This window comes from Ancylobacter aquaticus (assembly GCF_004339465.1).
Lineage (GTDB): Bacteria > Pseudomonadota > Alphaproteobacteria > Rhizobiales > Xanthobacteraceae > Ancylobacter > Ancylobacter aquaticus.
Genome location: NZ_SMFY01000004.1, coordinates 118,862 through 141,077, shown reverse-complemented (window position 1 = coordinate 141,077; position 22,216 = coordinate 118,862). Strand labels below are relative to the sequence as shown.

Here is a 22,216-nt window from a genome sequence, read left to right as displayed (position 1 = left end):
GCCCGGCGGATCGCCTCAACGCCCCAGATGCGCGATCATCCGGTTGACGTACCAGTTGCAGAACTTGTCCACGAGCATCTCGGTATGAGGGGAGTAGGGGCCGGGCTCATAGGCCGGGCTGCGGGCGCCTTCCTGGCAATAGCTGACCAGCGTCGAATCCTGGTCGTTGGTGGCGTCCCACACGCCGACCAGATTTTCGAGGTCGTAGTCGACGCCCTCGACCGCGTCCTTGTGCACCAGCCACTTGGTGCGCAGCAGCGAGCGCTCGGCATCCAGCGGCAGTACCGAGAACACCACCGCGTGGTCGGACATGAAATGGTGCCAGGAATTCGGCTGGGTCCAGAAATGCAGCGCGCCGTGGCGGGGATCGTTGATCTTGCCGAGCAGCTTTTTGCACGCCGCCTTGGTGTCGTTGGTGTGGCTTTCGCCGTCGCCCGCCAGCGGCAGGCGCTCGGTGCGGAAGCCGGTCGCCATGTCGTCGAGGTGCTCCAGCATGGTGGAGGGGAAGCCGCAGCTCTCCCATTCGCGATGGCTGGTGGTCAGCAGCCTGGCGTAATCTTCGGCCTCCTTGCGCTCATGCTCGTCGAGTTCTTCGGGCGCGAAGCCGAAGCCATAGGCGAAGAGTGGCACGGTCAGCTCGGGATGGTTGCCAGCGCAGTGATAGCACTCGCGGTTGTTCTCCATGGTGAGCTTCCAGTTGCCCGGCTCGATGATGTCCTTCTCGAAGGCGACCTTGGCGTTCTTCAGATCGTGCGGGGCGAGATAGGGCCCCATCTTCGCCGCCATCACGTCGAAGTCGGCCGGCGGCTCGTCGGACAGGCACACGAAGAGCAGCCCTTCCAGCGAGCGCACATGCACCGGCTTCAGGCCATGGCACGAGGGATCAAACCCCTCGCCCATATGCGAGGCGGCGAGCAGCTTGCCGTCGAGGCCGTAGGTCCAGGAATGATAGCGGCAGACGAGGTTGCCGACCGTGGTCTTGTAGTCGTGCACGATCGGCGCGCCGCGATGGCGGCACACATTATGGAAGGCGCGGACCTCCCCATCGTCGTCGCGCACCAGGAAGATGCTGGCCTTGCCGATGTTCAGCGTCATGGCGTCGCCCGGCTCGGGAACATCGGGATCGACGCCGACGAAGATCCAGTGCTGGCCGAAGATCACGTCCATGTCCGCCTCGAAGATCTCGGGGCTGAGGTAGAACGGCGCCTCAAGGCTGTAGCCGGGCTTGCGGCGGCGGAGCAACGCCTTCAGCGGCGTGGCGGTCGAATCCAGCATCGTCTGTTCTCCCTCGCGCGGGTCCCGGGCCCGCTTGTCGCGTCGTCTGGAATTGTTCGACGGAAGAGCGACGGCGACTTCTCTGGAAACGACAGACAATTTGCTGGAAGCGACATTCCCCTGTGACGCGCAGAACGTAGTGAGGACGGCGCGCAGCCGCGCCGTCCTCGTGCTCACTTATTGAAGGGCGAGAGAGCTCACATCGCGGGCAGGATGGCGATGTCGTGCACCTTGCCCTCGACCCCGGCGATCTTGCCCACGGCGGTGGCCTTGCCGGTGGCGAGATCGACCGAATAGAGCGTGTCGCCGGCCATCAGCCAGCCCTCATTGGCGCCGGCCGGGGTGGTGACGATGTCGAAGGCGAAGGTGTCGCCGGTGACGCCGAGCTTGCCGACCGAGTTCAGCACGCCATCATTGGGCGGGGCCTGCTTGACGAGGGTGCCGGCGGTGGCGTCGATGTCGTAGAGCGCGGTTTCCTTGGTGCCCTTCACCGAATTGGTGTAGGCGCCGGCGACGACCTTCGAGGCCTTGCCCTTGTGCATGTCGCCTTCGGCGTATTTCAGCGCGCCGTCCGTCGTCACCTTGCCGTCGTCGACATTGGCGCGAAGGTTGGTGCCGTCGCTGCCGATGACGCGCAGCCGGTCGGCGACCGGGTTGAAATCGACGGTGGCCATGGAGCCGGCCGGCAGCATGGTGCCAAGCGTCGACTTCTTCATCGCCTTGCCGCTCATCGGGTCGATGGTGACGACGGTGCCGTCGGCGAACAGCCCGTAGAGCATGCCGTCGGCGGGGCGCACGTCGATGCCGACGAGCTTGCCGTCGCCGGCGATCTTCATCGGGGTGCCGACCTTGGCGGCCTTCACATCGACGATGGCGATCATGTTGCCGTCGAGCAGGGCGGCGACGGACTGCGCCTGCGCGCCGGTGGTGGCGAGAGCGAGGCCGGTGACGGCGCTGAAGGTGAGGGCGATCATCGAGCTTTTCATGGTGGCGAACTCCGTTTCGCGCCGAACCTGTGTCGGCTGGGACAAAGCGGCTACACGCGAGATCGACCGGCGGATGCAGAAGGATGCGAAAAAATCTCTTCCCCTTGCATCCGAAACCGAAGCCGGGGCGTATGAGTAACAAGCCTTACTTTGCGGGAGCCGCGAGATGACGACCCTGCTGTACACCGCCGATGGCGCCGCCGATGACGACCTCGCCGAGGCGTTGCGTGGCTGCGCGCGCGGCGAGCGCGCCGGGCTGCAGCGGCTCTATGACCGGCTGGCACCGAAGATGACCGGCGTCGCGCTGCGCATGCTGCGCCGTCGCGACCTTGCCGACGAGGTGGTGCACGACACCTTTCTGCGTATCTGGGAAAAGGCGGACAGCTTCGACGCGGCACGCGGCAAGCCCACCTCCTGGGCCTTCGCCATCCTGCGCAATACCGCGCTCAACGTGCTGCGCGGCGAAGGCCGGATGGATCTGGTGGCGGATTACGAGGCGATCGAGCCCGCCTCGGAGGAGGCCGATGCCGAGACGCTGGTCATGGCGCTCTCCGAGGCGAGCGCGCTGCGGCGCTGCCTCGACCGGCTGGAGCCGGCGCGGCGCCGGGCGATCCTGCTCGCCTATATGCGAGGGCTCACCCATGGCGAACTGGCGGGCCGGCTCGGCGTGCCGCTGGGGACGGCGAAGGCGTGGATAAGGCGCAGCCTGCTCACCCTGCGGGAGTGCATGACATGAGCGCGGACGAGCGCGACCGGCTGGCGAGCGAATATGTGCTCGGCCTGCTCGATGCCGATGAGACGCGCCGTTGCGAGGAAAGGCTGGCGCGCGACGCCGGGCTCGCGCTTCAGGTGGAGCTGTGGCGGGCGCGCCTCGCCGAACTCGACGCCACGGCCGCGCCGGTGACGCCCGATCCGGCGCTGTGGACGCGCATCGAGGCGGCGCTCGGGCCGATTGCCCCTGCGCCGCAGACGCCACGCCAGACGCCCGCGCGGCCCTCCCGGATCGCGACGTGGTGGGAGAGCCTGAGCCTGTGGCGAGGCTATGGACTGGCGGCTTCGGCCGCGCTCGTCTTGCTCGCCCTCGGCACCCTTCATCTGGCGCGGCAGGCGGCGCAGGCGCCGGTGCTGGTGGCGGTGCTGCTTTCCGACCAGAACCAGCCGGCGGCGGTGGTGAACGCCTTCCGCGACGGGCGCACGGAGCTTCTGGCGCTGAGCGCCTTGAGGGCGCCGGAGGGCAAGTCGCTGCAGGTGTGGACGCTGTGGGACCGGGAGCGCGGGCCGGTCTCGGTTGGCCTGCTGGAAGCGATGCGCAATGTGGAGCTGAGCGTCGAGGGCCTGCCGCGCCCGGCCGCTGCGCAGCTCTATGAGGTGACGCTGGAGCCGGCGGGGGGCTCACCCACCGGCCGCCCGACCGGGCCGATCCTTATGAAGGGCAATGCCAGCCCGACCGAGGTTGGAATCTGAGGGCGGCGCCCGCTACTCGAACAGCCGCTGCGCCGCCATGCTCTGCACCGCCACCGGCGCGCGCGAGCGCGCATCGGACGGGGTAAAGCCGTGCTGGGCCTTGAACTGGCGGGAGAAATGCGCGCAGTCGGAAAAGCCGGCCTCCAGCGCGATATCGGTGACCGAGCGGCCTGTCGTATCGAGCAGGAAGCGGGCATAGCGCAGCCGCAGCCGGCGATAGAACTCGGCCGGCCGCTGGCCCATCACGGTCTGGAACAGGCGCTCCAGCTGGCGGGTGGAAAGCTGCAGCCGGCGGGAAATGTCGGCGATGGGCAGCGGGTCGGCGAGGTGCTGCTCCATCATCAGCAGCGCCCGGCGCACGCGGTCATCGGCGACGAGATCGGCGATCGGCGGGTGCGGCTGGGATTCGGTGCCGGGGCGCTGGCGATCCAGCAGCAGCACATGGCGGCTCTTCTGGGCGATGGAGCGGCCGAGATACTTCTCCACCAGCGCCGTGGCGAGGTCTGCCGCGCCGCCGCCGCCGGCGCAGGTGATGCGGTCGCCGTCGATGACATAGAGACGGTCCGCCACCGGGGTGTGGTGCGGAAACTCCTCCATGAAGTCCTGGTAGTGATACCAAGAAACGCAGCAGCGTCGTCCGGTCATCAGACCGGCGCGCGCCAGCACGAAGCTGCCGGTGCACACGCCGACCAGCGGCACGCCGGCGCGGGCGGCGCGCTTGAGATAGGCGATGCTCTCCTCGTCGAGCTGCTGGCCACCGTGCAGCAGGCCGCCGACCACGATGATGTAGGCGAAGTTCGCGGGGTCGAGGAACGGGCCGGAGGGCGCCACTGTGATGCCGCAGCTGGCGCGGATCGGCTCCGGCCGCGACGACATCACCTGCCAGCGGGCGAGGATGGGGCGCGAACGGTCGCCATCATCGGCGGCGAGACGCAGCTGGTCGACCATCAGCGAGAAGGCGGACAGGGTGAAATTGTCGGCAAGGATGAACCCGACATTCAGCGCCGGTGCGGCCGTCGTGTGCGACGGGCTCGATGTACCGGGGGAGATGGGTCGCTGATGGTTCATGGCCTGCTCCTGCCGGTACCATAGCAAATTTGCAGCCCCCGGGTGCAAGCGCGTTGAGGTTTCGCGCGGGCGGGGGTCGAGGTCAGCATTCCGGCAGGTTGACCGCGAGGCCACCCAGCGAGGTTTCCTTGTATTTCGAGGCCATGTCGCGGCCGGTTTCGCGCATGGTGACGATGACCTTGTCGAGCGAGACGATGTGCGTGCCGTCGCCATGCAGGGCCAGCGAGGCGGCGTTGACGGCGCTGATGGCGCCAAAAGCGTTGCGCTCGATGCAGGGCACCTGCACCAGCCCGCCGATCGGGTCGCAGGTCATGCCGAGGTGGTGCTCCATGCCGATCTCGGCCGCGTTCTCCACCTGCGCCGGCGTGCCGCCCAGTGCGGCCGCGAGCCCGCCCGCCGCCATTGAGCAGGCGACGCCGACCTCGCCCTGGCAGCCGACCTCGGCGCCGGAGATGGAGGCGTTGATCTTGAACAGCGCGCCGATGGCGGTGGCGGTGAGTAGGAAGGTGTGCAGCCCGGCCCGGTCGGCACCGGGGCAATGATCCCGATAATAGCGCAGCGTCGCCGGCACGACGCCGGCCGCGCCGTTGGTGGGGGCGGTGACGACGCGCCCGCCGGCGGCATTCTCCTCGTTGACCGCGATGGCGTAGAGGCTCACCCAGTCCATGATCTCGTGCGGGGTGGGGGCGTTGCGGGCGAGGAGGGCGTCGCGGATCGCCTTGGCCCGGCGCTTCACCTGCAGCCCGCCGGGCAGTTCGCCCGACGTAGCAAGGCCGCGATCAATGCAGGCCATCATCGCCTCGACGACACCGTCCAGCCGCGCTTCCACCTCGGCGGGCGGGCGGCGGACGTGCTCATTGGCGAGCACAAGCTCGGCGATGGAGAGGTTTTCGCGCGCCGCATAGGCCAGCAGCTCGCGGGCGTTGCGGAACGGATAGGGCAGGGCGACCTCGTCTGGCCCGGGCGGCTGGCCCACCTCGTGCTCCGGTACGACGAAGCCGCCGCCAATGGAGCACCAGCGGGCCTCGGCGATGAGGGTGCCCTCGGCGGAAAAAGCGCGGAAAGCCAGCGTGTTGGGGTGCTGCGGGGTGGGCGAGACGCCGTCGAAGACGATGTCGCGGGCGGCGTCGAAGCGGAGGCCATGGCTGCCGCCGAGCGGCAGGCGGCTGTCGTCGGCCACCCCGGCGACGAGCGCGTCGGCGCGGTCGGGGTCGACATTGCGCGGGTGCAGGCCGGCGAGGCCGAGGATCACCGCCTTGTCGGTGCCGTGACCCTTGCCGGTCCAGGCGAGCGAGCCGTAGAGCGTCACCTCGACCCGGGCGGTGCGGGCCAGCAGGTCGTCCGCTGCAAGATTTTCGGCGAAGCGCAGCGCCGCCAGCATCGGCCCCACCGTATGCGACGATGACGGGCCGATGCCGATCTTGAAGAGCTCGAAGGCGCTGATCATGGCTGCCTGTCCCGATAGGTCATCCCGGCCAAAGCGGAGTGAAGAGCCGGGATCGCTCTCCATCCGGCTACGATCCCGGATCGGCCTGCGGCCGTCCGGGATGACGTTGAGTATCTGCTGTGTCGAATTCAGGTTCTGATCGGCAAAAGTCAGGCCAGCTCGCGGCGGGCGTCTTCCAGCAGTTCCCAGACATAGGGCGCGAAGGAGCGCCAGACATCGAGGTGGAACACGTCAGGAGCATGGCGCACCAGCAGGATTTCCGCCTTGTGGAACACGGTGCGGGTGCACATGCCGATGGGGAACGCCGCCAGCGAGAGGTCCAGCGGGTTGCCCTGGTTCAGCACGAAGGCAGCCTTTTCGCCCGCCACCTCGATGCCGACGCTGCGTTCCGAGACGTCGACCAGCGCATGCGGCAGGCCCGTAGTGGCGGCCTCGATGGCGGTGAAGAGCGGCGCGGCCTCGGCATTGGGAACGAGCAGCAGCCACTCGTCGGGGCCGAGCCAGAAGGCGAAGCGGCCACCCGCCGTGTTGAAGCGGCAGGCCTCGCGCGGCAGGGGCACGCCGAAGGCTTCCCCCGCCGGCCCGATCGCCGCCTCGCGGCCGCGAAACACCAGCCGGGCGGCCGGGGCGAGCGCGGCCAGTCGCACGGCCGCGACATCGCGCGACGCGGCGGCGAGAACATGAAGCGGGTTGGCCGGAGTCAGGGGCGTCGTCATGGATGCGCTCTCAACCATTGAGGCGGTCTCCCTTGGGGTCGTAGAACACCGGCTCGACCACCTCGACCTCGATGGCGTGGGTGGGCATCGGCACCATGAGCTTCGTGCCGATGCGGGCGCGCCCGCCCTTGACCATGGCCAGCGCGATGGAGCGGCCGAGGACGGCGCTGTGATAGGAGGAGGTGACGAAACCGAGCATCGGCACCGGCACGGGCGCCGACGGATCGGCGACGATCTGCGCGCCTTCCTCCAGCACGACGGCCGGATCGGTGGTCTTCAGCCCGACCAGTTGCCGGCGGTCCGGGGCGCTCATCGCCGCCCGCGCCAGCGAGCGCTTGCCGACAAAGTCCTTCTTCGCCTTGCCGACCGCCCAGCCGAGATTGGCGTCGTCCGGTGTGGCGGTGCCATCCGTCTCTTGCCCGACGATGATGTAGCCCTTTTCGGCGCGCAGCACGTGCATGGTCTCGGTGCCGTAGGGCGTGATGCCGAAGCGCTCGCCCGCCGCATGGACCGCCTCCCAGACTGCGCGACCATAGGCCGAGGGGACGTTGATCTCGAAGCCCAGTTCGCCGGTGAAGGAGACGCTGAACAGGCGGGTGGGCACGCCGAGGATGGTGCCCTCGCGCACGCACATATGCGGGAAGCCCTCCTTGGAAAGGTCGATGCCCTCGATCAGCGGGGCAATGACCTCGCGGGCTTTCGGCCCCTGCACGGCGATGACTGACCACTGCTCGGTGGTGGAGGTGAGCCACACGTCGAGATCCGGCCATTCGGTCTGGAGGTAGTCCTCCATATGGGCCAGCACGCGCGGGGCACCGCCGGTCGTGGTGGTGACGTGGAAGCGATCCGACGCCATGCGGCCGACCACGCCGTCATCCATCACGAAGCCGTCCTCGCGCAGCATGACGCCGTAGCGCAGCCGGCCGGGTTCCAGCTTGGCCCAGGCGTTGGTGTACATGCGGTTCATGAACTCCGCCGCATCCGGCCCGACAATCTCGATCTTGCCGAGGGTGGAGGCGTCGAACATGCCGACGCTGGCGCGCACCGCCTTGCACTCGCGGGCGACGGCGGCGTGCATGTCCTCCATGCGCCCGCCTGCTCCTGCACGCGGGAAGTAGAGCGCCCGCTTCCAGTTGCCGACATCCTCGAAGGCGGCACCCTGTTCGGCGGCCCAGTCATGGATGGCGGTCTTGCGCAGCGGATCGAACACATCGCCGCGCGCCGCTCCGGCGAACAGGCCGAACGTGGTGGGGGTGAAGGGCGGCCGGAAGGTGGTGAGCCCGATCTTCGGCACCGGCGTGTCGAGCGCCTCGGACACGATGCCGAGGGTGTTCATGTTCGAGGTCTTGCCCTGGTCGGTCGCCATCCCCGTGGTGGTGTAGCGCTTCACATGCTCGATGGAGCGGAAGCCTTCGCGGGTGGCGAGCAGGATGTCCTTGGAGGTGACGTCGTTCTGCCAGTCGACGAAGGCCTTCGCCAGTGCCGGGTTGCGCCCGTGCGGGGTGGCGCCGATGAAGCCGGCGGTGCCGAGATCGTCGGCGCTGGCCGGGATCGTGCGCGAGGGCGTGGCCGGGGCCGGCGTGGCGCCGCGTGCGGGGGAGGTGAAGGTGGCTGCAGCGCGGGCGGCGGCCTCGCCCTGGGCATAGCCATCCTCCAGCACGCGCTGGAGGCCGTAGACGCCGCGACAGGACCCGGCGGAACGCTCGCGCTCCACCGAGGTGCCGGGGAGATAGGCGCCGGCCGCGCCGTCCCAGACCAGCTTGCCGCGCGACTGCGAGAACAGATGCACGCTCGGCGTAAAGCCGCCGGACATCAGCACGGTGTCGCAGGCGATCGTCTCAGTCGGGCCAACCTCGCCATTCCTGGCCTTGGCGAACTGGGCGGAGGACACGCGCAGCCGGCCCTTGGTGCCCACCAGCACGGTGGAGGGGCGCACGTCGATGCCGGCGGCCAGAGCGCGAGCCGGGAGCTCGCCCGAGACCTCAGTGCGCAGATCGGCGACGGCGACGATGGTGACGCCAGCGGCCTTGAGGTCCAGGGCGGTGCGGTAGCCGGCATCGCAGGCGGTGAAGATCACCGCGCGCTCGCCGACTTTGGCGCCGTAGCGGTTGGCATAGGTTCGGCCGGAATCGGCCAGCAGCACGCCGGGCCGGTCGTTTTCGGGGAACACCAGCGGGCGCTCCAGCGCGCCGGCGGCGAGCACGACTTCCTTCGCCCGCACCTGCCACAGCCGCTCGCGCGGCAGGCCGGCGCCGGGGACGGCGAGATGCTCGGTCACGCGCTCGGCCAATGCGACGAGGTTGTGCGGGTAATAGCCGAAGGCGGTGGTGCGCGGCAGCAGGGTGACGTTGTCCTTGCCGGCCAGCGTCGCCAGCGTGGCGGCGAGCCAGTCGGCCGCCGGCTGGCCCTCGATGGTGGCGGTGGTCTCGCTGAGCAGCGAGCCGCCGAGTTCCGCCTGCTCGTCGCACAGGATCACACGCGCCCCGCTCTCGGCGGCGGCCAGCGCGGCGGCAAGCCCAGCCGGGCCGGCGCCGACGACGAGCACGTCGCAATGGACGTGGTTCTGGGTGTAGCGGTCCGGGTCCGGCAAGGTGGGGGCGACGCCAAGGCCCGCCATGGCACGGATCTTCGGCTCGTAGAAGCGCTTCCACGCCCCGGCCGGCCACATGAAGGTCTTGTAGTAGAAGCCCGATGGCAGGAAAGGCGAGGCGAGGTCGTTGACCGCGCCGGCGTCGAAGGCGAGCGAGGGCCAGCGGTTCTGGCTTTCCGCCTTCAGCCCCTCATAGACTTCCACCTGCGTGGCGCGCAGGTTCGGTGCCGCGCGGGCGGCGTCGCGCGCGACGTTGACCAGCGCGTTCGGCTCGTCCGAGCCGGCGGAGAGCAGGCCGCGCGGGCGGTGATATTTGAACGAGCGGCCGACGAGGTGGACGCCATTGGCGATCAGCGCCGAGGCCAGCGTGTCGCCCTTGAAGCCCGAGAAGGTCTGCCCGTCGAAGCGGAAGGACAGCGGCGCGGCGCGGTCGATGCGCCCGCCCGAAGCGGTGCGGAAGCGGTTGGTCATGTCACGGGTTCCCGCCGCTGGAGCCGTCGATATCCGGGCGCGGCTCGCCGGCCTTGTAGGTGGTGACGAAGAAGTCGCTCACCGTGTCGCGCAGCGCGTTGAAATAGCGGCCGCAGCCATGCATGTGGCGCCAGCGCTCGGCGTGCAGGCCCTTGGGGTTGGTGCGGTTGTAGAGGAAATCCGCCCATTCCTGGTCGGTGAGGGCGGAAGGGTCGGCCGGGCGGGCGATGTGGGCCTCGCCGCCATAGCGGAATTCGACTTCCGGCCGGGCGCCGCACCAGGGGCAGGTGATGATGAGCATGTCCTGCCCTCCTCAGTGCGCGACGGCGGCGGCGGCCGCTTCGTCGATCAGGAAGCCGTCGCGGAAACGCTCCAGCGTGAACGGCGCGTTGATCGCGTGCGGGGTGTCGCGGGCGATGGTGTGGGCGAAGACATGGCCCGAGCCCGGCGTCGCCTTGAAGCCGCCGGTGCCCCAGCCGCAATTCACGTAGAGGCCCGGCACCGGCGTCTTGGCGATGATCGGCGAGCGGTCCGGGGTGACGTCGACGATGCCGCCCCAGTTGCGCAGCATGCGCAGGCGCCGGAACTGCGGCACCAGTTCGCAGATGGCGTCCAGCGTGTGCGAGGCGATGTGCAGCGCGCCGCGCTGGGAATAGGAGGTGTAGGCGTCGGTGCCGGCGCCGATCACCATCTCGCCTTTGTCGGACTGCGAGATATAGGCGTGGATGGTGTTGCTCATCACCACGGTGGGGAAGGCGGGCTTCACCGGCTCCGACACCAGCGCCTGCAACGGATAGCTTTCCAGCGGCATGCGCACGCCGGCCATCGCCATCACCACGCTGGAATGGCCGGCGGCGGACACGCCGACCTTCTTCGCCCGGATGAAGCCGCGCGAGGTTTCCACGCCTTCGACCGCGCCCGAAGGGCCGCGCCGGATGCCCGTGACCTCGCAGTTCTGGATGATGTCGACGCCGCGCGAATCCGCCGCGCGGGCATAGCCCCAGGCCACCGCGTCGTGGCGGGCGGTGCCGCCGCGCCGCTGCAGCGCGCCGCCGATGATGGGGTAGCGCATCGACTTGATGTTGAGCGGCGGGCAGAATTCCTTCACCTGCTCGGCGGTCAGCCATTCATTGTCGACGCCGTTCAGGCGATTGGCGTGGACATGGCGCTTGAAGCTGATCTCGTCGTGATGATTGTGCGCCAGCATGAGCACGCCGCGCGCCGAATACATCACATTGTAGTTGAGGTCCTGCGAAAGGCCTTCCCACAGCTTTACCGCGTGCTCGTAGAGCCCGGCGCTTTCGTCGAACAAATAGTTGGAGCGCACGATGGTGGTGTTGCGCCCGGTATTCCCGCCGCCGAGCCAGCCGCGCTCGATCACCGCGACATTGGTGATGCCGTGTTCCTTGGCGAGGTAATACGCCGCCGCGAGGCCATGCCCGCCGGCGCCGACGATGACGACATCGTACTCGGCCTTCGGCTCGGGATTGCGCCATTGCGGCTGCCAGCTCTTGTGGCCACCAAGCGCGCGGCGGAACAGTTCAAAGCCGGAGAATTTCTGCACATTCGCCTCCGACGGAGATAGACGCCTGCGGTACCCTGACCGCCTTTAACCTGAGCCGCATGGTTGCGCGGCGTCCCTGCGGGCGCGAGCACTGTTTCGGCGCCGGCGTTGAACAGATGCGACATTGGATGCGACATCACCCTGCGGCGCGGCGCGCGGCTTTGACAGCCTCTTCACGCGCTGGTGACGGAAGGCACCGGGCTTTCCTTGCGGAAGCCATGATCGCTGATTACCTGCGTGCCGACACAGCAACACGGGATGCACCATGTTCAACAGCGGTAGTTTCGACGCCAAGCGGCTGCTCGACCAGTTCCTCACGCCGCAGACGGGCACGCAGGGAGGGCTCCCGGCGCAGCAGAACTCGCTGGGTGGGCTGCTCGGCGGGCTGACGGGCGGCCTTTCCGGCGGCATTACCGGCAGTGCCAACGCCCAGCCCCCCGGGGCGGGAACCGCCGGCGGCGGCGACCTGATGGGGCGTGCCAAGGACTACCTTGGCAATAATGGCGGCTCGCTCGCCTCCGGCGCGGCGGCTGGTGCGCTCGTCTCGCTGGTGCTCGGCAGCAAGGGCGGGCGCAAGATGGCCGGCAATGCAGCGGCGCTGGGCGGCCTCGCGCTGGTCGGCACGCTCGCCTACAAGGCCTACCAGAACTACCAGCAGGGCCAGAAGCCGCAGCAGACGGCGGCCGAGCCGGTGCCGACGCAGCTTCCCCCGGCGCAGTCGCCCTTTCACCCGGCGCAGGCCGAGCGCAGCCATTTCGACGTGACGCTGTTGCGCACCATGATCGCCGCCTCGCTCGCGGACGGGCATGTGGACGAGACCGAGCGCGGCGTGATCTCGGCCAAGCTGGGCGGCGCCCAGCTCGACGAGGCCGAGCGCTTCCTCACCAATGAACTCGGCGCGCCGGCCACGCCCGAGGCGCTGGCGGGCGAGGCCACCTCGCCCGAGCAGGCAGCCGAGATTTACATGACTGCCCTGCTCGCCATCGACGCCGACACCACCTCGGAGCGGGTGTTCCTCGCCCGGCTGGCGACGGCGCTCAAGCTCGACCCCGCGCTGGTGCCGCATCTGGAGGCCAGCGCCCGCGCCGCCCGCGTGGGCTGAGGCGTCTTGGCCTTCGCCCCTGAACGCCCGTCATCCCGGCCGGAGCCGAGGACCAAGAGCTCCGCCGGGGCGGCAGGACCAAGAGATCCCGCGGAGGCAAAGCCCTGCTTCTTGCCGGAGGTAATCAAGGTTAAGCGTTAAGGTTAAGCCACTCTTAATCACTCGCGGGCACAGTGCAGCCGTCGAAGAGCGCCGGGAATCTCCCGGCTCATCCGGGATGGTTGCATGCGAGTTTTCGGGGCGTTGAAGCGTGGGGCGGGCCTGCGCCGAGGAGGCCGGCTTCTGGCGGCGGCGCTGGCCGTCGTGCTGCTCGGCGGCGCAGCGCAGGCGGCGGACCCGATCGATGGGCTGGGCGGCGACGATCTGCTGGCCGACGACCTGCTGGCGATGGCGCCGGAGATCGACGAGGGGCGCAACTGGTATCTGCGCGGCGATATTGGTTACGTCTTCAATGAGGCGGCCGACTTCGGGGCCGCCGGCCACGCCCCACTCGACGATGCCGGCGTGTTCGGCCTCGGTGTTGGCGCGCGGCTGAGCGATCTCGTGCGGGTCGACATCACGGCCGATTACCGCGGCCCGGCGGATTTTTCCACGCGCGGGATAAGCGGCGAGGCCAGCGCGACCACCGTTCTGGGCAATCTCTATCTCGACCTCGGCACCTGGCACGGGCTGACCCCGTATGTCGGGGCGGGCCTTGGCGCTAGCCATGTCTCGCTCTCCGGATTTGCTCCCGCCGGCGTCGGTGATGCCGACGGCTGGGGCTTCGCCTGGGCGGTGACGGGGGGCGTGGCGGTGACGCTGGCGCCGAACTGGCAGCTTGACCTCGGCTACCGCTATCTCGGCATCGAAAACGTCGCGATCGACGGGATATTCTCCGACCTCAGCCAGAGCGCGCATGAAGTGCGGCTCGGCGTGCGCTACCTGTTCGACTGAACGCCCGCCGCGCCGTCAGAAATTCTCGTCGGGATAGACGCCCCAGAGCCGCGCCTGCTTGACGAAGCCTTCAAGGCCGTGGCCCGTCACCTCCACCGCGCACCACCCGCCCGTGCAGCTTGCCGGGCGCACCAGCACATGAGCCGCGAGATAGGCGCGAATGGGCGCCTCGGCGTCTGGGGCGACGCGCAAGGCGACATTTTGACCGTCGCGCGTGCGGATCGCCGCCGTCCGGCGCACCGTGAGCAGCGCGCTGTGGACCCAGCCGACATCGCCGGTATTGTCGCGGATGCGGCGCCAGTTGCCGAAACGGTTGACCACCTCGACCGGCCAGCCGCGCTGATGGAACACCCAGTGAACGGGATAGGTGACTCCCGGCCCGACGCGCACATTGGTGACACCGTTTCTGAGCGCGGCGAAATAGGGAAGCTCGCGCTCGGCGAGCGCCGGCCCGCCCGACAGAAAGAGGGTCGCGAGGACGAAAAGCACTGTTGCTCCCTCGTTCCTCACGACCATGCTCCTCTGTCTGTCCCTGCCGCGCCGGTCGCCTTTCAGCGGCAGCCCGAGAGGATGCGGTTGGTGGCGGCGGTGACACCGTCGAGCGAGAACGCGTAGCTCGTATCGTTGCCGCGCGCCGACGTGGCGCTGATGTTCATCTGGCTGCCGCCACGCAGCGCCTCCAGAAAGGCCGGTTCGCGCTCGGCCCGCCGCAGCCAGGCGCTGCTGCCCTCGGTCATCATCACGAACTTGTCGTCGCCGATGCTGGCAACGACCTGCGAACCGCTGGCAAAAGTGTAGCCGGTCTGGAAACTGACCTCGGTGCGCTGTGCCGTGTCGGGCAGGGCGGTAACGAAGAACGTGACGTCACCATGAGTAAGCTGCGCGGGCATAGCCGAGGTCGGCGTGCTGATCGTGTAGCATTGCGGCTTGCCGTTGGTGTTGAAGCGCCAGGCGCTCCAGTCCTTGTATTCGCCCATTGCTGTCGGCTTGGCAGCCATGGCGCCGGTGCTGGCAAGGAACATCACACTCAGTGCGATGGCGGTCCGTCCAATCATGGGGGGAAGCCTCCTCTCGTCTGTGGTTGAGCGGAGGACACTTGTCGGTCAGCGTTAAGACGGCGTTAAGGCGGGGGGCCGGATCGCGATCACAATGTGGACAGGCCGGCGGATTGACGACGTTTTCGCGGCCGCCGCGCCTGGAAGCGGGCGGCCGATGCGGGCCGCCCGCCGGGTCCGGATGGCTGGCAGATCAGATGCGCAGCAGCGGATCGGGGTTCAGGGCGTGTAGCGTCCACTGGCGCTGCACCGTGTGGAAATGCACGTCCTTTCCGCCCTCGGCGGCGAGGATTTCGGCGATCTGCGTATCCTTGGCTGTGTCGGGGGCATGCACCCACAGCAGTAGCCCGCCGTCGCCGATCTGGCGCTCGATGAAGGCGGCGTGCTTGCGTCCGAACACGCGGGCGAGCAGCAGGCCGACCACGCCGCCCGCCGCCGTGCTGCCGGCGGTGACGGCAATGGCGGGAATCAACGCCGCGCCACCCGTGCCGGCGACCAGCGCCGCGCACAGGCCGGCGACCAGCGCCGGGCTGCCGGCCAACGCGGCCAGGCCTTCCGCCCGTTCATCGGCCGGCACATAGGCCCCGCGTGGCACGTCCCCGGCTTCTTCGAGTTCGCTAAGCGACTTCAACGAGAAAGCGCCATGTGCGCCCAGAACGCTCATGTCCTTCTCTTCAAGGCCGATCTGCAGCAGCGAATCGACCGCGGCGTGCAGCGCGGCCTCCGAGCTGAAGACGGCCACGGCTTCGCGCTCGCTATATTCCGTCGTGACGTCGTCCGTGGGTTCGATCGAACTCATCCTGCGTCCTTCTTGGTGCTGTCCGTCCCTCAGATGCCGGACGAGAGCCGAGGGCGGCCCCTCCGGCATGTTGTCGCAGCCCTCAAGGCGAGAGCGGCCGCGTAGCACCGAGTGTCGCGATTGCGGCGGGCGACGCCAGAGAAAATGTGCGCGCCATGCCGGCTGTCGGGGCGAGCCACCCGTCCGCACGCCCGTGCGACGCCCCCTTGCGTTTCCCCACCGGCGGGAGTAATTCGCTCCTCGGGCCACCTCTCCCCAACGAGAGGCTTCCATCTGAAAGGATGGCACCATGACGAACACCGCTCTCCCGGCGACCAAGCCGGCCCATCCCAATTTTTCGTCCGGCCCCTGCGCCAAGCGTCCCGGCTGGACGCTTGAGGCCTTGAGCGACGCACCGCTCGGCCGCTCGCACCGTGCCAAGGTCGGCAAGGCAAAGCTGAAGCTCGCCATCGACCTCACCCGCGAAATCCTCGATATTCCCGCCGACTACCGTATCGGCATCGTTCCCGCCTCCGACACCGGCGCGGTGGAGATGGCGCTGTGGTCGCTGCTCGGCGCCCGGCCTGTCGACCTGCTGGCCTGGGAAAGCTTTGGCGAAGGCTGGGTGACGGATGTTGTCAAGCAGCTCAAGCTCAAGGACGCCCGCGTCCTGAAGGCGTCCTATGGCGAACTGCCGGACCTTGCGCAGGTGAATTTCGACCATGACGTGGTCTTCACCTGGAACGGCACTACTTCCGGTGTCCGCGTGCCGAACGCGGACTTCATTCCCGCCGACCGGCAGGGCCTGACCATTTGCGACGCCACCTCTGCCGTGTTCGCGCAGGACCTCGACTGGTCGAAGCTCGATGTCGTGACCTATAGCTGGCAGAAGGTGCTGGGTGGCGAGGCGGCGCACGGCATGCTGATCCTCAGCCCCCGCGCGGTCGAGCGGCTGGAGAGCTACGTGCCGGCCTGGCCGCTGCCGAAGATCTTCCGCCTGACCAAGGGCGGCAAGCTGATCGAGGGCACGTTCGAGGGCGAGACGATCAATACCCCGTCCATGCTTTGCGTCGAGGACTATCTCGACGCGCTGAACTGGTCGAAGGCGGTCGGTGGGCTCAAGGGCCTGCGCGCGCGTTCGGACGCCAATTTCAAGGTGCTCGCCGATTATGTGGCGAAGACTCCGTGGATCGACTTCCTCGCCAAAGTGCCGGAGACCCGGTCCAACACCAGCGTGTGCCTGGTGGTCGCCGACCCCGAGGTGAAGGCACTGGCGCCGGACGCGCAGGCGGCCTTCGCCAAGGCGCTGGCGGCGTCGCTGGAAAAGGCCGGCGTCGCCTATGACATCGGCGCCTATCGCGACGCGCCGGCGGGCCTGCGCATCTGGGCTGGGGCCACGGTCGAGACGTCCGATCTCGAAGCGCTGCTGCCCTGGATCGACTGGGCCTTCGCCAGCGCCAAGGCGGGCCTCAAGCAGGCCGCCTGAACACCCTTCGAAAGTCCCGCCGCTGACGCAAGGGGACGGCGAAGGGGCCGCGTGTGGCTTGATGGCGAATGGCTCCTCTCCCGGCCGCGTTTCGCCCTCAAACTCTTCCCGCGTGCGCCCGACGAACGCTTCGTCGTCCTCTCCCGCCAGCGGCGGGAAGCCTCCTTCTTTCCCGCGCGACGCGGGTCGATCTCACCCTTTTTCCGAACAGGATGAAGCCCATGGCTCCCCGCGTTCTCATTTCTGACGCTCTCTCCCCCGCCGCCGTGCAGATCTTTAAGGATCGCGGCATCGAGGTCGACTTCCAGCCGGCGCTGGGCAAGGACAAGGACAAGCTGGCCGAGATCATCGGCAATTACGATGGCCTCGCCATCCGCTCCGCCACCAAGGTGACGCCGAAGATCCTGGCCAACGCGACGCGGCTGAAAGTGGTCGGGCGCGCCGGCATCGGCGTCGATAATGTCGACATCCCGGCCGCGACCGCCAAGGGCGTGATCGTGATGAACACGCCGTTCGGCAACTCCATCACCACCGCCGAGCACGCCATCGCCATGATGTTTGCGCTGGCCCGCGAAATTCCCGCCGCCGACGCCTCCACCCAGGCCGGCAAGTGGGAGAAGAACCGCTTCATGGGCGTGGAACTGACAGCCAAGACACTGGGCATCATCGGCTGCGGCAATATCGGCTCCATCGTCGCCGACCGCGCCATTGGCCTGAAGATGAAGGTCATCGCCTTTGACCCGTTCCTCTCGCCCGAGCGCGCCAAGGATATCGGCGTGGAGAAGGTGGAACTGGACGACCTGCTTGCCCGCGCCGACGTCATCACCCTGCACACGCCGCTGACCGACAAGACCCGCAACGTGCTCTCGGCCGAGGCGATCGCCAAGACCAAGAAGGGCGTGCGCATCGTCAACTGCGCGCGTGGCGGGCTGGTCGACGAGGCGGCACTGGCGCAGGCGCTGGAGAGCGGCCATGTCGCGGGCGCGGCCTTCGACGTGTTCATCACCGAGCCGGCGACCGAGAACCCGCTTTTCGGCTATCCCAACGTGATCTGCACCCCGCATCTGGGCGCTTCCACCACCGAGGCGCAGGAGAATGTCGCGCTGCAGGTGGCCGAGCAGATGAGCGATTACCTGCTGCGCGGCGCCATTTCCAATGCGGTGAATTTCCCCTCGATCACGGCTGAGGAAGCTCCGAAGCTGAAGCCCTTCATCGAGCTGGCGGAAAAGCTCGGCTCGTTTGCCGGGCAGCTCACCGACACCGACATCCAGACCGTGCGCATCACCTATGATGGCGCGGTCGCCGGGCTGAAGATCAAGGCGCTGACCTCTGCGGCGGTGGCCGGCCTGCTGCGCCCGGCGCTGGCCGACATCAACGTCGTCTCGGCGCCCTCCATCGCCAAGGAGCGCGGCATCGTGGTGGAAGAGACCACCCGCGAAATTGCCGGTGACTACGAGAGCCTGATCACCCTTACCGTCATCACCGAGAAGATGGAGCGCTCCATCTCTGGCACGGTGTTCGCCGATGGGCGCCCGCGCATCGTCGACATCAAGGGCATCAAGGTGGACGCCGAATTCGCGCCCTCCATGCTCTATGTCACCAATGAGGACCGGCCCGGCTTCGTCGGCCGCTTCGCCAGCCTGCTCGGCGATGCCGGGCTGAACATCGCCACCTTCGCGCTCGGCCGCGACCGGCAGGGCGGCGACGCCATCGCGCTGGTCGAGGTGGACGGCAAGGTACCGGCCGAGCTTGTCGACAAGGTGCAGCAGCTGCCTTCCGTGAAGCAGGCCAAGCCGCTGGCGTTCTGAGCCGCGCCTCCAGCTACATGAAAAGGCCCTCCGGAAACGCTCCGGAGGGCCTTTTTCGTGGCGAGTGTGCGGCGTCGCTCAGAGCGGGAAGGCGGCGCGGTGCAGCTTGGCGGCGGCCTTGGCCAGCGCGACGATCTGCTCCCAGTCGCCCATCGTCACCGCATCGTTCGGCGCCACCCAGGAGCCGCCGACGGCGAGCACATTGGGCTGGGCAAGGTAGGTGCCGACATTGGTCGGGCCGATGCCGCCGGTCGGGCAGAAGCGCAGATCGGGCAGCGGGCCGGCCAGCGATTTCAGCAGGGCGACGCCGCCGACCGCTTCGGCCGGGAACAGCTTGAGCACCGGAAAGCCCATCGCGTGCAGCGCCATCGCCTCGGTGGCGGTAGCGCAGCCGGGCATGACCGGCACCGGCGCCTCGGCCAGCGCTTCGGCCAGCGCCGGCGGGCAGCCGGGGCTGACAAGGAAGCGGGCGCCGGCATCAATGCATTTCTGGATCAGGTCCGGCCGCGTCACCGTGCCGGCACCGACAATAGCGTCCGGCACCTCGGCGGCGATGGCGGCGATGGCTTCCAGCGCGGCCGGCGTGCGCAGCGTCACCTCGATCAGCGGCAGGCCGCCCTCGGCCAGCGCCCTCGCCAGCTTCACGCCGGCGGCGACACTCGCCACGGTGACGACGGGGACGACAGGGGCGCGGGCGAGCAGGAAGCTGGGATCGGGAAGCGACATCGGGCACCTTGCGGGGATCTGGCGAGAGTTGCTTGGCCCATGAAGACCGCCGGGCACCGCCTTGTCGAGAGCCAGCGGCAAGTTTTGTGCGCTGCGGGGTAAATCCTGAGCCCTTCCCCGCCCCGCCATTGGCCATCCGCCGGGCAGCGGCCCGCGCACCGGCCCTGCCGATCAGGAGGCGAAGCTGGTCGAGCGGGAGAGCGCGTCCCACGCCGCCATTTCCGCCTTCACCTGATCGAGCTTCTGCGCCACGAGGCCGAGCGCATCCTCGCCGAGGAACAGGCGGGTCGGGGGATGTTCCGCCTCCACCAGCCGAAGCAGGGCCTGCGCTGCCCTGTCCGGGTCGCCGGGCTGGTGGCCATTTTTTGCCTGGCGCGCCGTCCGCAGGGGATCCATCACCGCGTCGTAGTCGCCTATGCTCCGCGCGGTGCGATCCATCGAGCGCCCCGCCCAATCGGTGCGGAACTGGCCCGGCGCCAGTGCGGTGACGTGAATGCCGAAGGGGGCGACCTCCTTGCCGAGGGATTCGGAAATGCCCTCCAGCGCGAACTTGCTGCCGCAGTAGAAGGCTATGCCCGGCATGGTGATGAAGCCGCCCATCAACGTGACGTTGACGATGTGGCCGCGCCGCCTCTCGCGCATGCCCGGCAGCACGGCCTTCATCATCGCGACCGGACCGAACACGTTGGCCGCGAACTGGCGTTGAAGGTCGTCGATGGAGGATTCTTCGAGGATGCCCTCATGGCCGTACCCTGCATTGTTGACCAGGACGTCGATCGGGCCGGCCTCGCGCTGGGCGGCGCGGACCGCCTCGGGTATGGCGGCATAGTCCGTGACATCCAGCAGCAGCGGAAAGGCGCGTTCCGACGCGCCGAAGGTTTCGGCGTCGGCCGCGCGGCGCACGGTGCCAATCACCCGGTGGCCATCGGCGAGGGCGGCGGCGGCGAAGGCCCGCCCGAGACCGGAGGCGACGCCGGTGATAAGGAAGGTTTTGGAGTTGGTCATGGTGGATTCCTGCTGTTGATCGATCGTGAATTTATATCATGATATAATTTCGATATGGACCAAAGCAAGCCCCGGCCCGACCGGCCGAAATCAACGACGCGTGAGCGCATTCTGGATGCGGCCGAGCGGCTGCTGGGGCAGGGCGGCGCCGGCTTCTCGATGCGCGAGCTTGCCGAGGAAGCGGGAGTGAGCTTCGCCACGCCGTTCAACCAGTTCGGCAGCAAGGCCGGCATCATGCTCGCCCTATCAGAGCGCCGCATCGATGCCATGCGGGACCGGCTTGCCCGCGCGACGCTTCCGGCGACGGCGGTGGAGCGTGTGCTTGTGGCGACCGATATCGCGACGGCGGTCATGCTGGGTTCGTCCGCCGTCAATCGCGCCGTCATGGCGGCGGTAGGCGCGCCCAATGACCCGCCCGGCAGTGTGGCATTGCGCTCCGGTGCGTGGTGGGCCGAGGCGCTTGGCGCGGGTGCCGACCTGCCGGCCGGGGTGCGCTCTCTGGCGATCGCCGTGCTTCCCCGGCAACTCGCCATCGCTTTTCGCGGCGTCCTGTCGTTCTGGACGGCGGGCGAGCTTTCGGACGAAGCGCTTGGCCCAGAAGCGCGCGCGGCGGCGGCGGGTGTTCTTCTCGGGTTCAGCGGGCCCGCCGACCGGGCCAGACTTCTTTCTCTTCTCGAAGCCGATCAGGGCCCGACCGCGCCGCCGCCGGGCTGAACGCCCCGTTCGGCATGTGGTGCGGCAAGGGTCGACACAGTCGGCATCGCCTAGCCGTTTTCGCGTTGATGACCTAGCCTGACGGACGACACCTCCCCCGGCCCGAGTGAGCCATGTTCAACATCGATTCGATCTATCCCCGCGATCTGGTCGGCTATGGCCGCACCCCGCCGGACCCGAAATGGCCGGGTGGGGCGCGGATCGCGGTGCAGTTCGTCATCAATTACGAGGAGGGCGGGGAGAACTGCGTGCTGCATGGCGACGCCGCTTCCGAGGCCTTCCTGTCCGAGATCGTAGGGGCCCAGCCCTGGCCGGGGCAGCGACACATGAACATGGAGTCGATCTACGAATACGGTTCGCGCGCCGGCTTCTGGCGGCTGTGGCGGCTGTTCACCGCGCGCGGCCTGCCGGTCACGGTCTATGGCGTGGCCACCGCGCTGGCGCGCAACCCTGAAGCAGTCGCCGCGATGAAGGAGGCGGAGTGGGAGATCGCCAGCCACGGGCTGAAATGGATCGACTATCGCAACCACTCCTACGCCGCCGAGAAAGTCGATTTCGCGACGGCGTTGCGCCTGCACACAGAGATTGTCGGCGAGCGTCCGCTCGGCTGGTATACCGGCCGCACCTCCGAGCACACGCGCCGTATCGTCATGGAGGATGGCGGCTTCCTCTATGATTCCGATATCTATTCCGACGATCTGCCGTTCTGGGTGGAAGGGCCGCGCGGGCCGCATCTGAGCATTCCCTACACGCTCGACACCAACGACATGCGCTTCGCCATTCCCGCCGGGTTCGATCATGGCGAACCGTTCTTCGCCTATCTGCGCGACAGCTTCGATGTGCTCTATGCCGAGGGGGCACAGGCGCCGAAGATGATGAGCGTCGGGCTGCATTGCCGGCTCGCCGGGCGGCCCGGGCGTTTCCTCGCGCTGCAGCGTTTCCTCGACCACATCGCGCGGCATGACCGGGTGTGGGTGCCGCGCCGGATCGACATCGCCCGGCACTGGCACACACACCACACGCCATCC

20 protein-coding genes and 1 pseudogene are annotated in these 22,216 nt (G+C 68.3%); 8 read left to right on the top strand and 13 right to left on the bottom strand.

Going from position 1 to position 22,216, the window contains the following annotated elements:
* Positions 1–15: 15 nt before the first annotated feature.
* Together EV667_RS19165 and EV667_RS19160 are read right to left on the bottom strand one after the other, a co-directional pair.
* A complete protein-coding gene (locus tag EV667_RS19165; RefSeq protein ID WP_131836973.1) occupies positions 16–1,275 on the bottom strand; it encodes an aromatic ring-hydroxylating oxygenase subunit alpha in 1,260 nt (419 codons plus the stop codon).
* A 197-nt stretch (positions 1,276–1,472) separates the two neighbouring features.
* A complete protein-coding gene (locus EV667_RS19160; RefSeq protein WP_131836972.1) occupies positions 1,473–2,261 on the bottom strand; it encodes a DUF4394 domain-containing protein in 789 nt (262 codons plus the stop codon).
* 166 nt (positions 2,262–2,427) lie between these two features.
* Between EV667_RS19160 and EV667_RS19155 the strand changes: the two genes are divergently transcribed.
* The gene (locus tag EV667_RS19155) at positions 2,428–2,997 is read left to right on the top strand and encodes a sigma-70 family RNA polymerase sigma factor (RefSeq protein ID WP_131836971.1); all 570 of its coding nucleotides are present in this window, start codon (positions 2,428–2,430) and stop codon (positions 2,995–2,997) included.
* Positions 2,994–3,725: an anti-sigma factor gene (locus EV667_RS19150; RefSeq protein WP_131836970.1), complete on the top strand. Its 732-nt coding sequence runs from the start codon at positions 2,994–2,996 to the stop codon at positions 3,723–3,725. Before EV667_RS19155 ends, EV667_RS19150 begins: the two co-directional genes overlap by 4 nt.
* Positions 3,726–3,737: 12 nt before the next feature.
* On the opposite strand, the gene EV667_RS19145 is transcribed toward EV667_RS19150, so the two are convergent.
* The 6 genes from EV667_RS19145 to EV667_RS19120 all read right to left on the bottom strand — a co-directional run bounded on the left by EV667_RS19145 (position 3,738) and on the right by EV667_RS19120 (position 11,581).
* Positions 3,738–4,793: a GlxA family transcriptional regulator gene (locus EV667_RS19145; protein WP_131836969.1), complete on the bottom strand. Its 1,056-nt coding sequence runs from the start codon at positions 4,791–4,793 to the stop codon at positions 3,738–3,740.
* Between the two features lie 82 nt (positions 4,794–4,875).
* The gene (locus EV667_RS19140) at positions 4,876–6,240 is read right to left on the bottom strand and encodes an L-serine ammonia-lyase (RefSeq protein WP_131836968.1); all 1,365 of its coding nucleotides are present in this window, start codon (positions 6,238–6,240) and stop codon (positions 4,876–4,878) included.
* A gap of 149 nt (positions 6,241–6,389) precedes the next feature.
* Entirely contained in the window at positions 6,390–6,956 is a 567-nt protein-coding gene (locus EV667_RS19135) for a sarcosine oxidase subunit gamma (RefSeq protein WP_131836967.1), read from the bottom strand.
* Positions 6,957–6,966: 10 nt separating this feature from the next.
* The gene (locus EV667_RS19130; protein WP_131836966.1) at positions 6,967–10,017 is read right to left on the bottom strand and encodes a sarcosine oxidase subunit alpha; all 3,051 of its coding nucleotides are present in this window, start codon (positions 10,015–10,017) and stop codon (positions 6,967–6,969) included.
* Between the two features lies 1 nt (position 10,018).
* A complete protein-coding gene (locus EV667_RS19125) occupies positions 10,019–10,318 on the bottom strand; it encodes a sarcosine oxidase subunit delta (RefSeq protein WP_131836965.1) in 300 nt (99 codons plus the stop codon).
* Between the two features lie 12 nt (positions 10,319–10,330).
* Positions 10,331–11,581 carry a sarcosine oxidase subunit beta family protein gene (locus EV667_RS19120; protein ID WP_131836964.1) on the bottom strand — a complete coding sequence of 417 codons (1,251 nt, stop codon included), beginning with the start codon at positions 11,579–11,581 and terminating at the stop codon, positions 10,331–10,333.
* Positions 11,582–11,846: 265 nt separating this feature from the next.
* Between EV667_RS19120 and EV667_RS19115 the strand changes: the two genes are divergently transcribed.
* Both EV667_RS19115 and EV667_RS19110 read left to right on the top strand, forming a co-directional pair.
* Positions 11,847–12,683, top strand: coding sequence for a tellurite resistance TerB family protein (locus tag EV667_RS19115; protein WP_131836963.1), 837 nt, complete (start codon positions 11,847–11,849; stop codon positions 12,681–12,683).
* Positions 12,684–12,908: 225 nt separating this feature from the next.
* On the top strand, positions 12,909–13,616 hold the full coding sequence (locus EV667_RS19110; protein WP_131836962.1) for an outer membrane protein: 708 nt from the start codon (positions 12,909–12,911) through the stop codon (positions 13,614–13,616).
* Between the two features lie 15 nt (positions 13,617–13,631).
* On the opposite strand, the gene EV667_RS19105 is transcribed toward EV667_RS19110, so the two are convergent.
* The 3 genes from EV667_RS19105 to EV667_RS19095 all read right to left on the bottom strand — a co-directional run bounded on the left by EV667_RS19105 (position 13,632) and on the right by EV667_RS19095 (position 15,470).
* Positions 13,632–14,132 carry an SH3 domain-containing protein gene (locus tag EV667_RS19105; protein ID WP_245516270.1) on the bottom strand — a complete coding sequence of 167 codons (501 nt, stop codon included), beginning with the start codon at positions 14,130–14,132 and terminating at the stop codon, positions 13,632–13,634.
* 35 nt (positions 14,133–14,167) lie between these two features.
* Entirely contained in the window at positions 14,168–14,671 is a 504-nt protein-coding gene (locus tag EV667_RS19100; RefSeq protein ID WP_131836960.1) for an invasion associated locus B family protein, read from the bottom strand.
* A 193-nt stretch (positions 14,672–14,864) separates the two neighbouring features.
* Entirely contained in the window at positions 14,865–15,470 is a 606-nt protein-coding gene (locus EV667_RS19095) for a hypothetical protein (protein ID WP_131836959.1), read from the bottom strand.
* Between the two features lie 289 nt (positions 15,471–15,759).
* Here EV667_RS19095 and EV667_RS19090 point away from each other — a divergent pair, with 289 nt between their 5' ends.
* A complete protein-coding gene (locus tag EV667_RS19090; protein WP_131836958.1) occupies positions 15,760–16,935 on the top strand; it encodes a phosphoserine transaminase in 1,176 nt (391 codons plus the stop codon).
* A 221-nt stretch (positions 16,936–17,156) separates the two neighbouring features.
* Positions 17,157–18,743: a phosphoglycerate dehydrogenase gene (gene serA, locus EV667_RS19085; RefSeq protein ID WP_131836957.1), complete on the top strand. Its 1,587-nt coding sequence runs from the start codon at positions 17,157–17,159 to the stop codon at positions 18,741–18,743.
* Positions 18,744–18,821: 78 nt separating this feature from the next.
* Here the strand turns inward: serA and eda are convergent, their stop codons facing one another.
* A complete protein-coding gene (gene eda, locus EV667_RS19080; protein ID WP_131836956.1) occupies positions 18,822–19,469 on the bottom strand; it encodes a bifunctional 4-hydroxy-2-oxoglutarate aldolase/2-dehydro-3-deoxy-phosphogluconate aldolase in 648 nt (215 codons plus the stop codon).
* Between the two features lie 171 nt (positions 19,470–19,640).
* Complete coding sequence (locus EV667_RS19075) at positions 19,641–20,474, bottom strand: oxidoreductase (protein ID WP_131836955.1); 834 nt, start codon at positions 20,472–20,474, stop codon at positions 19,641–19,643.
* A gap of 54 nt (positions 20,475–20,528) precedes the next feature.
* On the opposite strand from EV667_RS19075, the gene EV667_RS19070 reads away from it, so the two are divergent.
* Entirely contained in the window at positions 20,529–21,188 is a 660-nt protein-coding gene (locus EV667_RS19070; RefSeq protein WP_131836954.1) for a TetR/AcrR family transcriptional regulator, read from the top strand.
* Between the two features lie 113 nt (positions 21,189–21,301).
* A pseudogene (gene puuE, locus EV667_RS19065) lies at positions 21,302–22,213 on the top strand (allantoinase PuuE); the annotation flags it as partial.
* Positions 22,214–22,216: the final 3 nt, after the last annotated feature.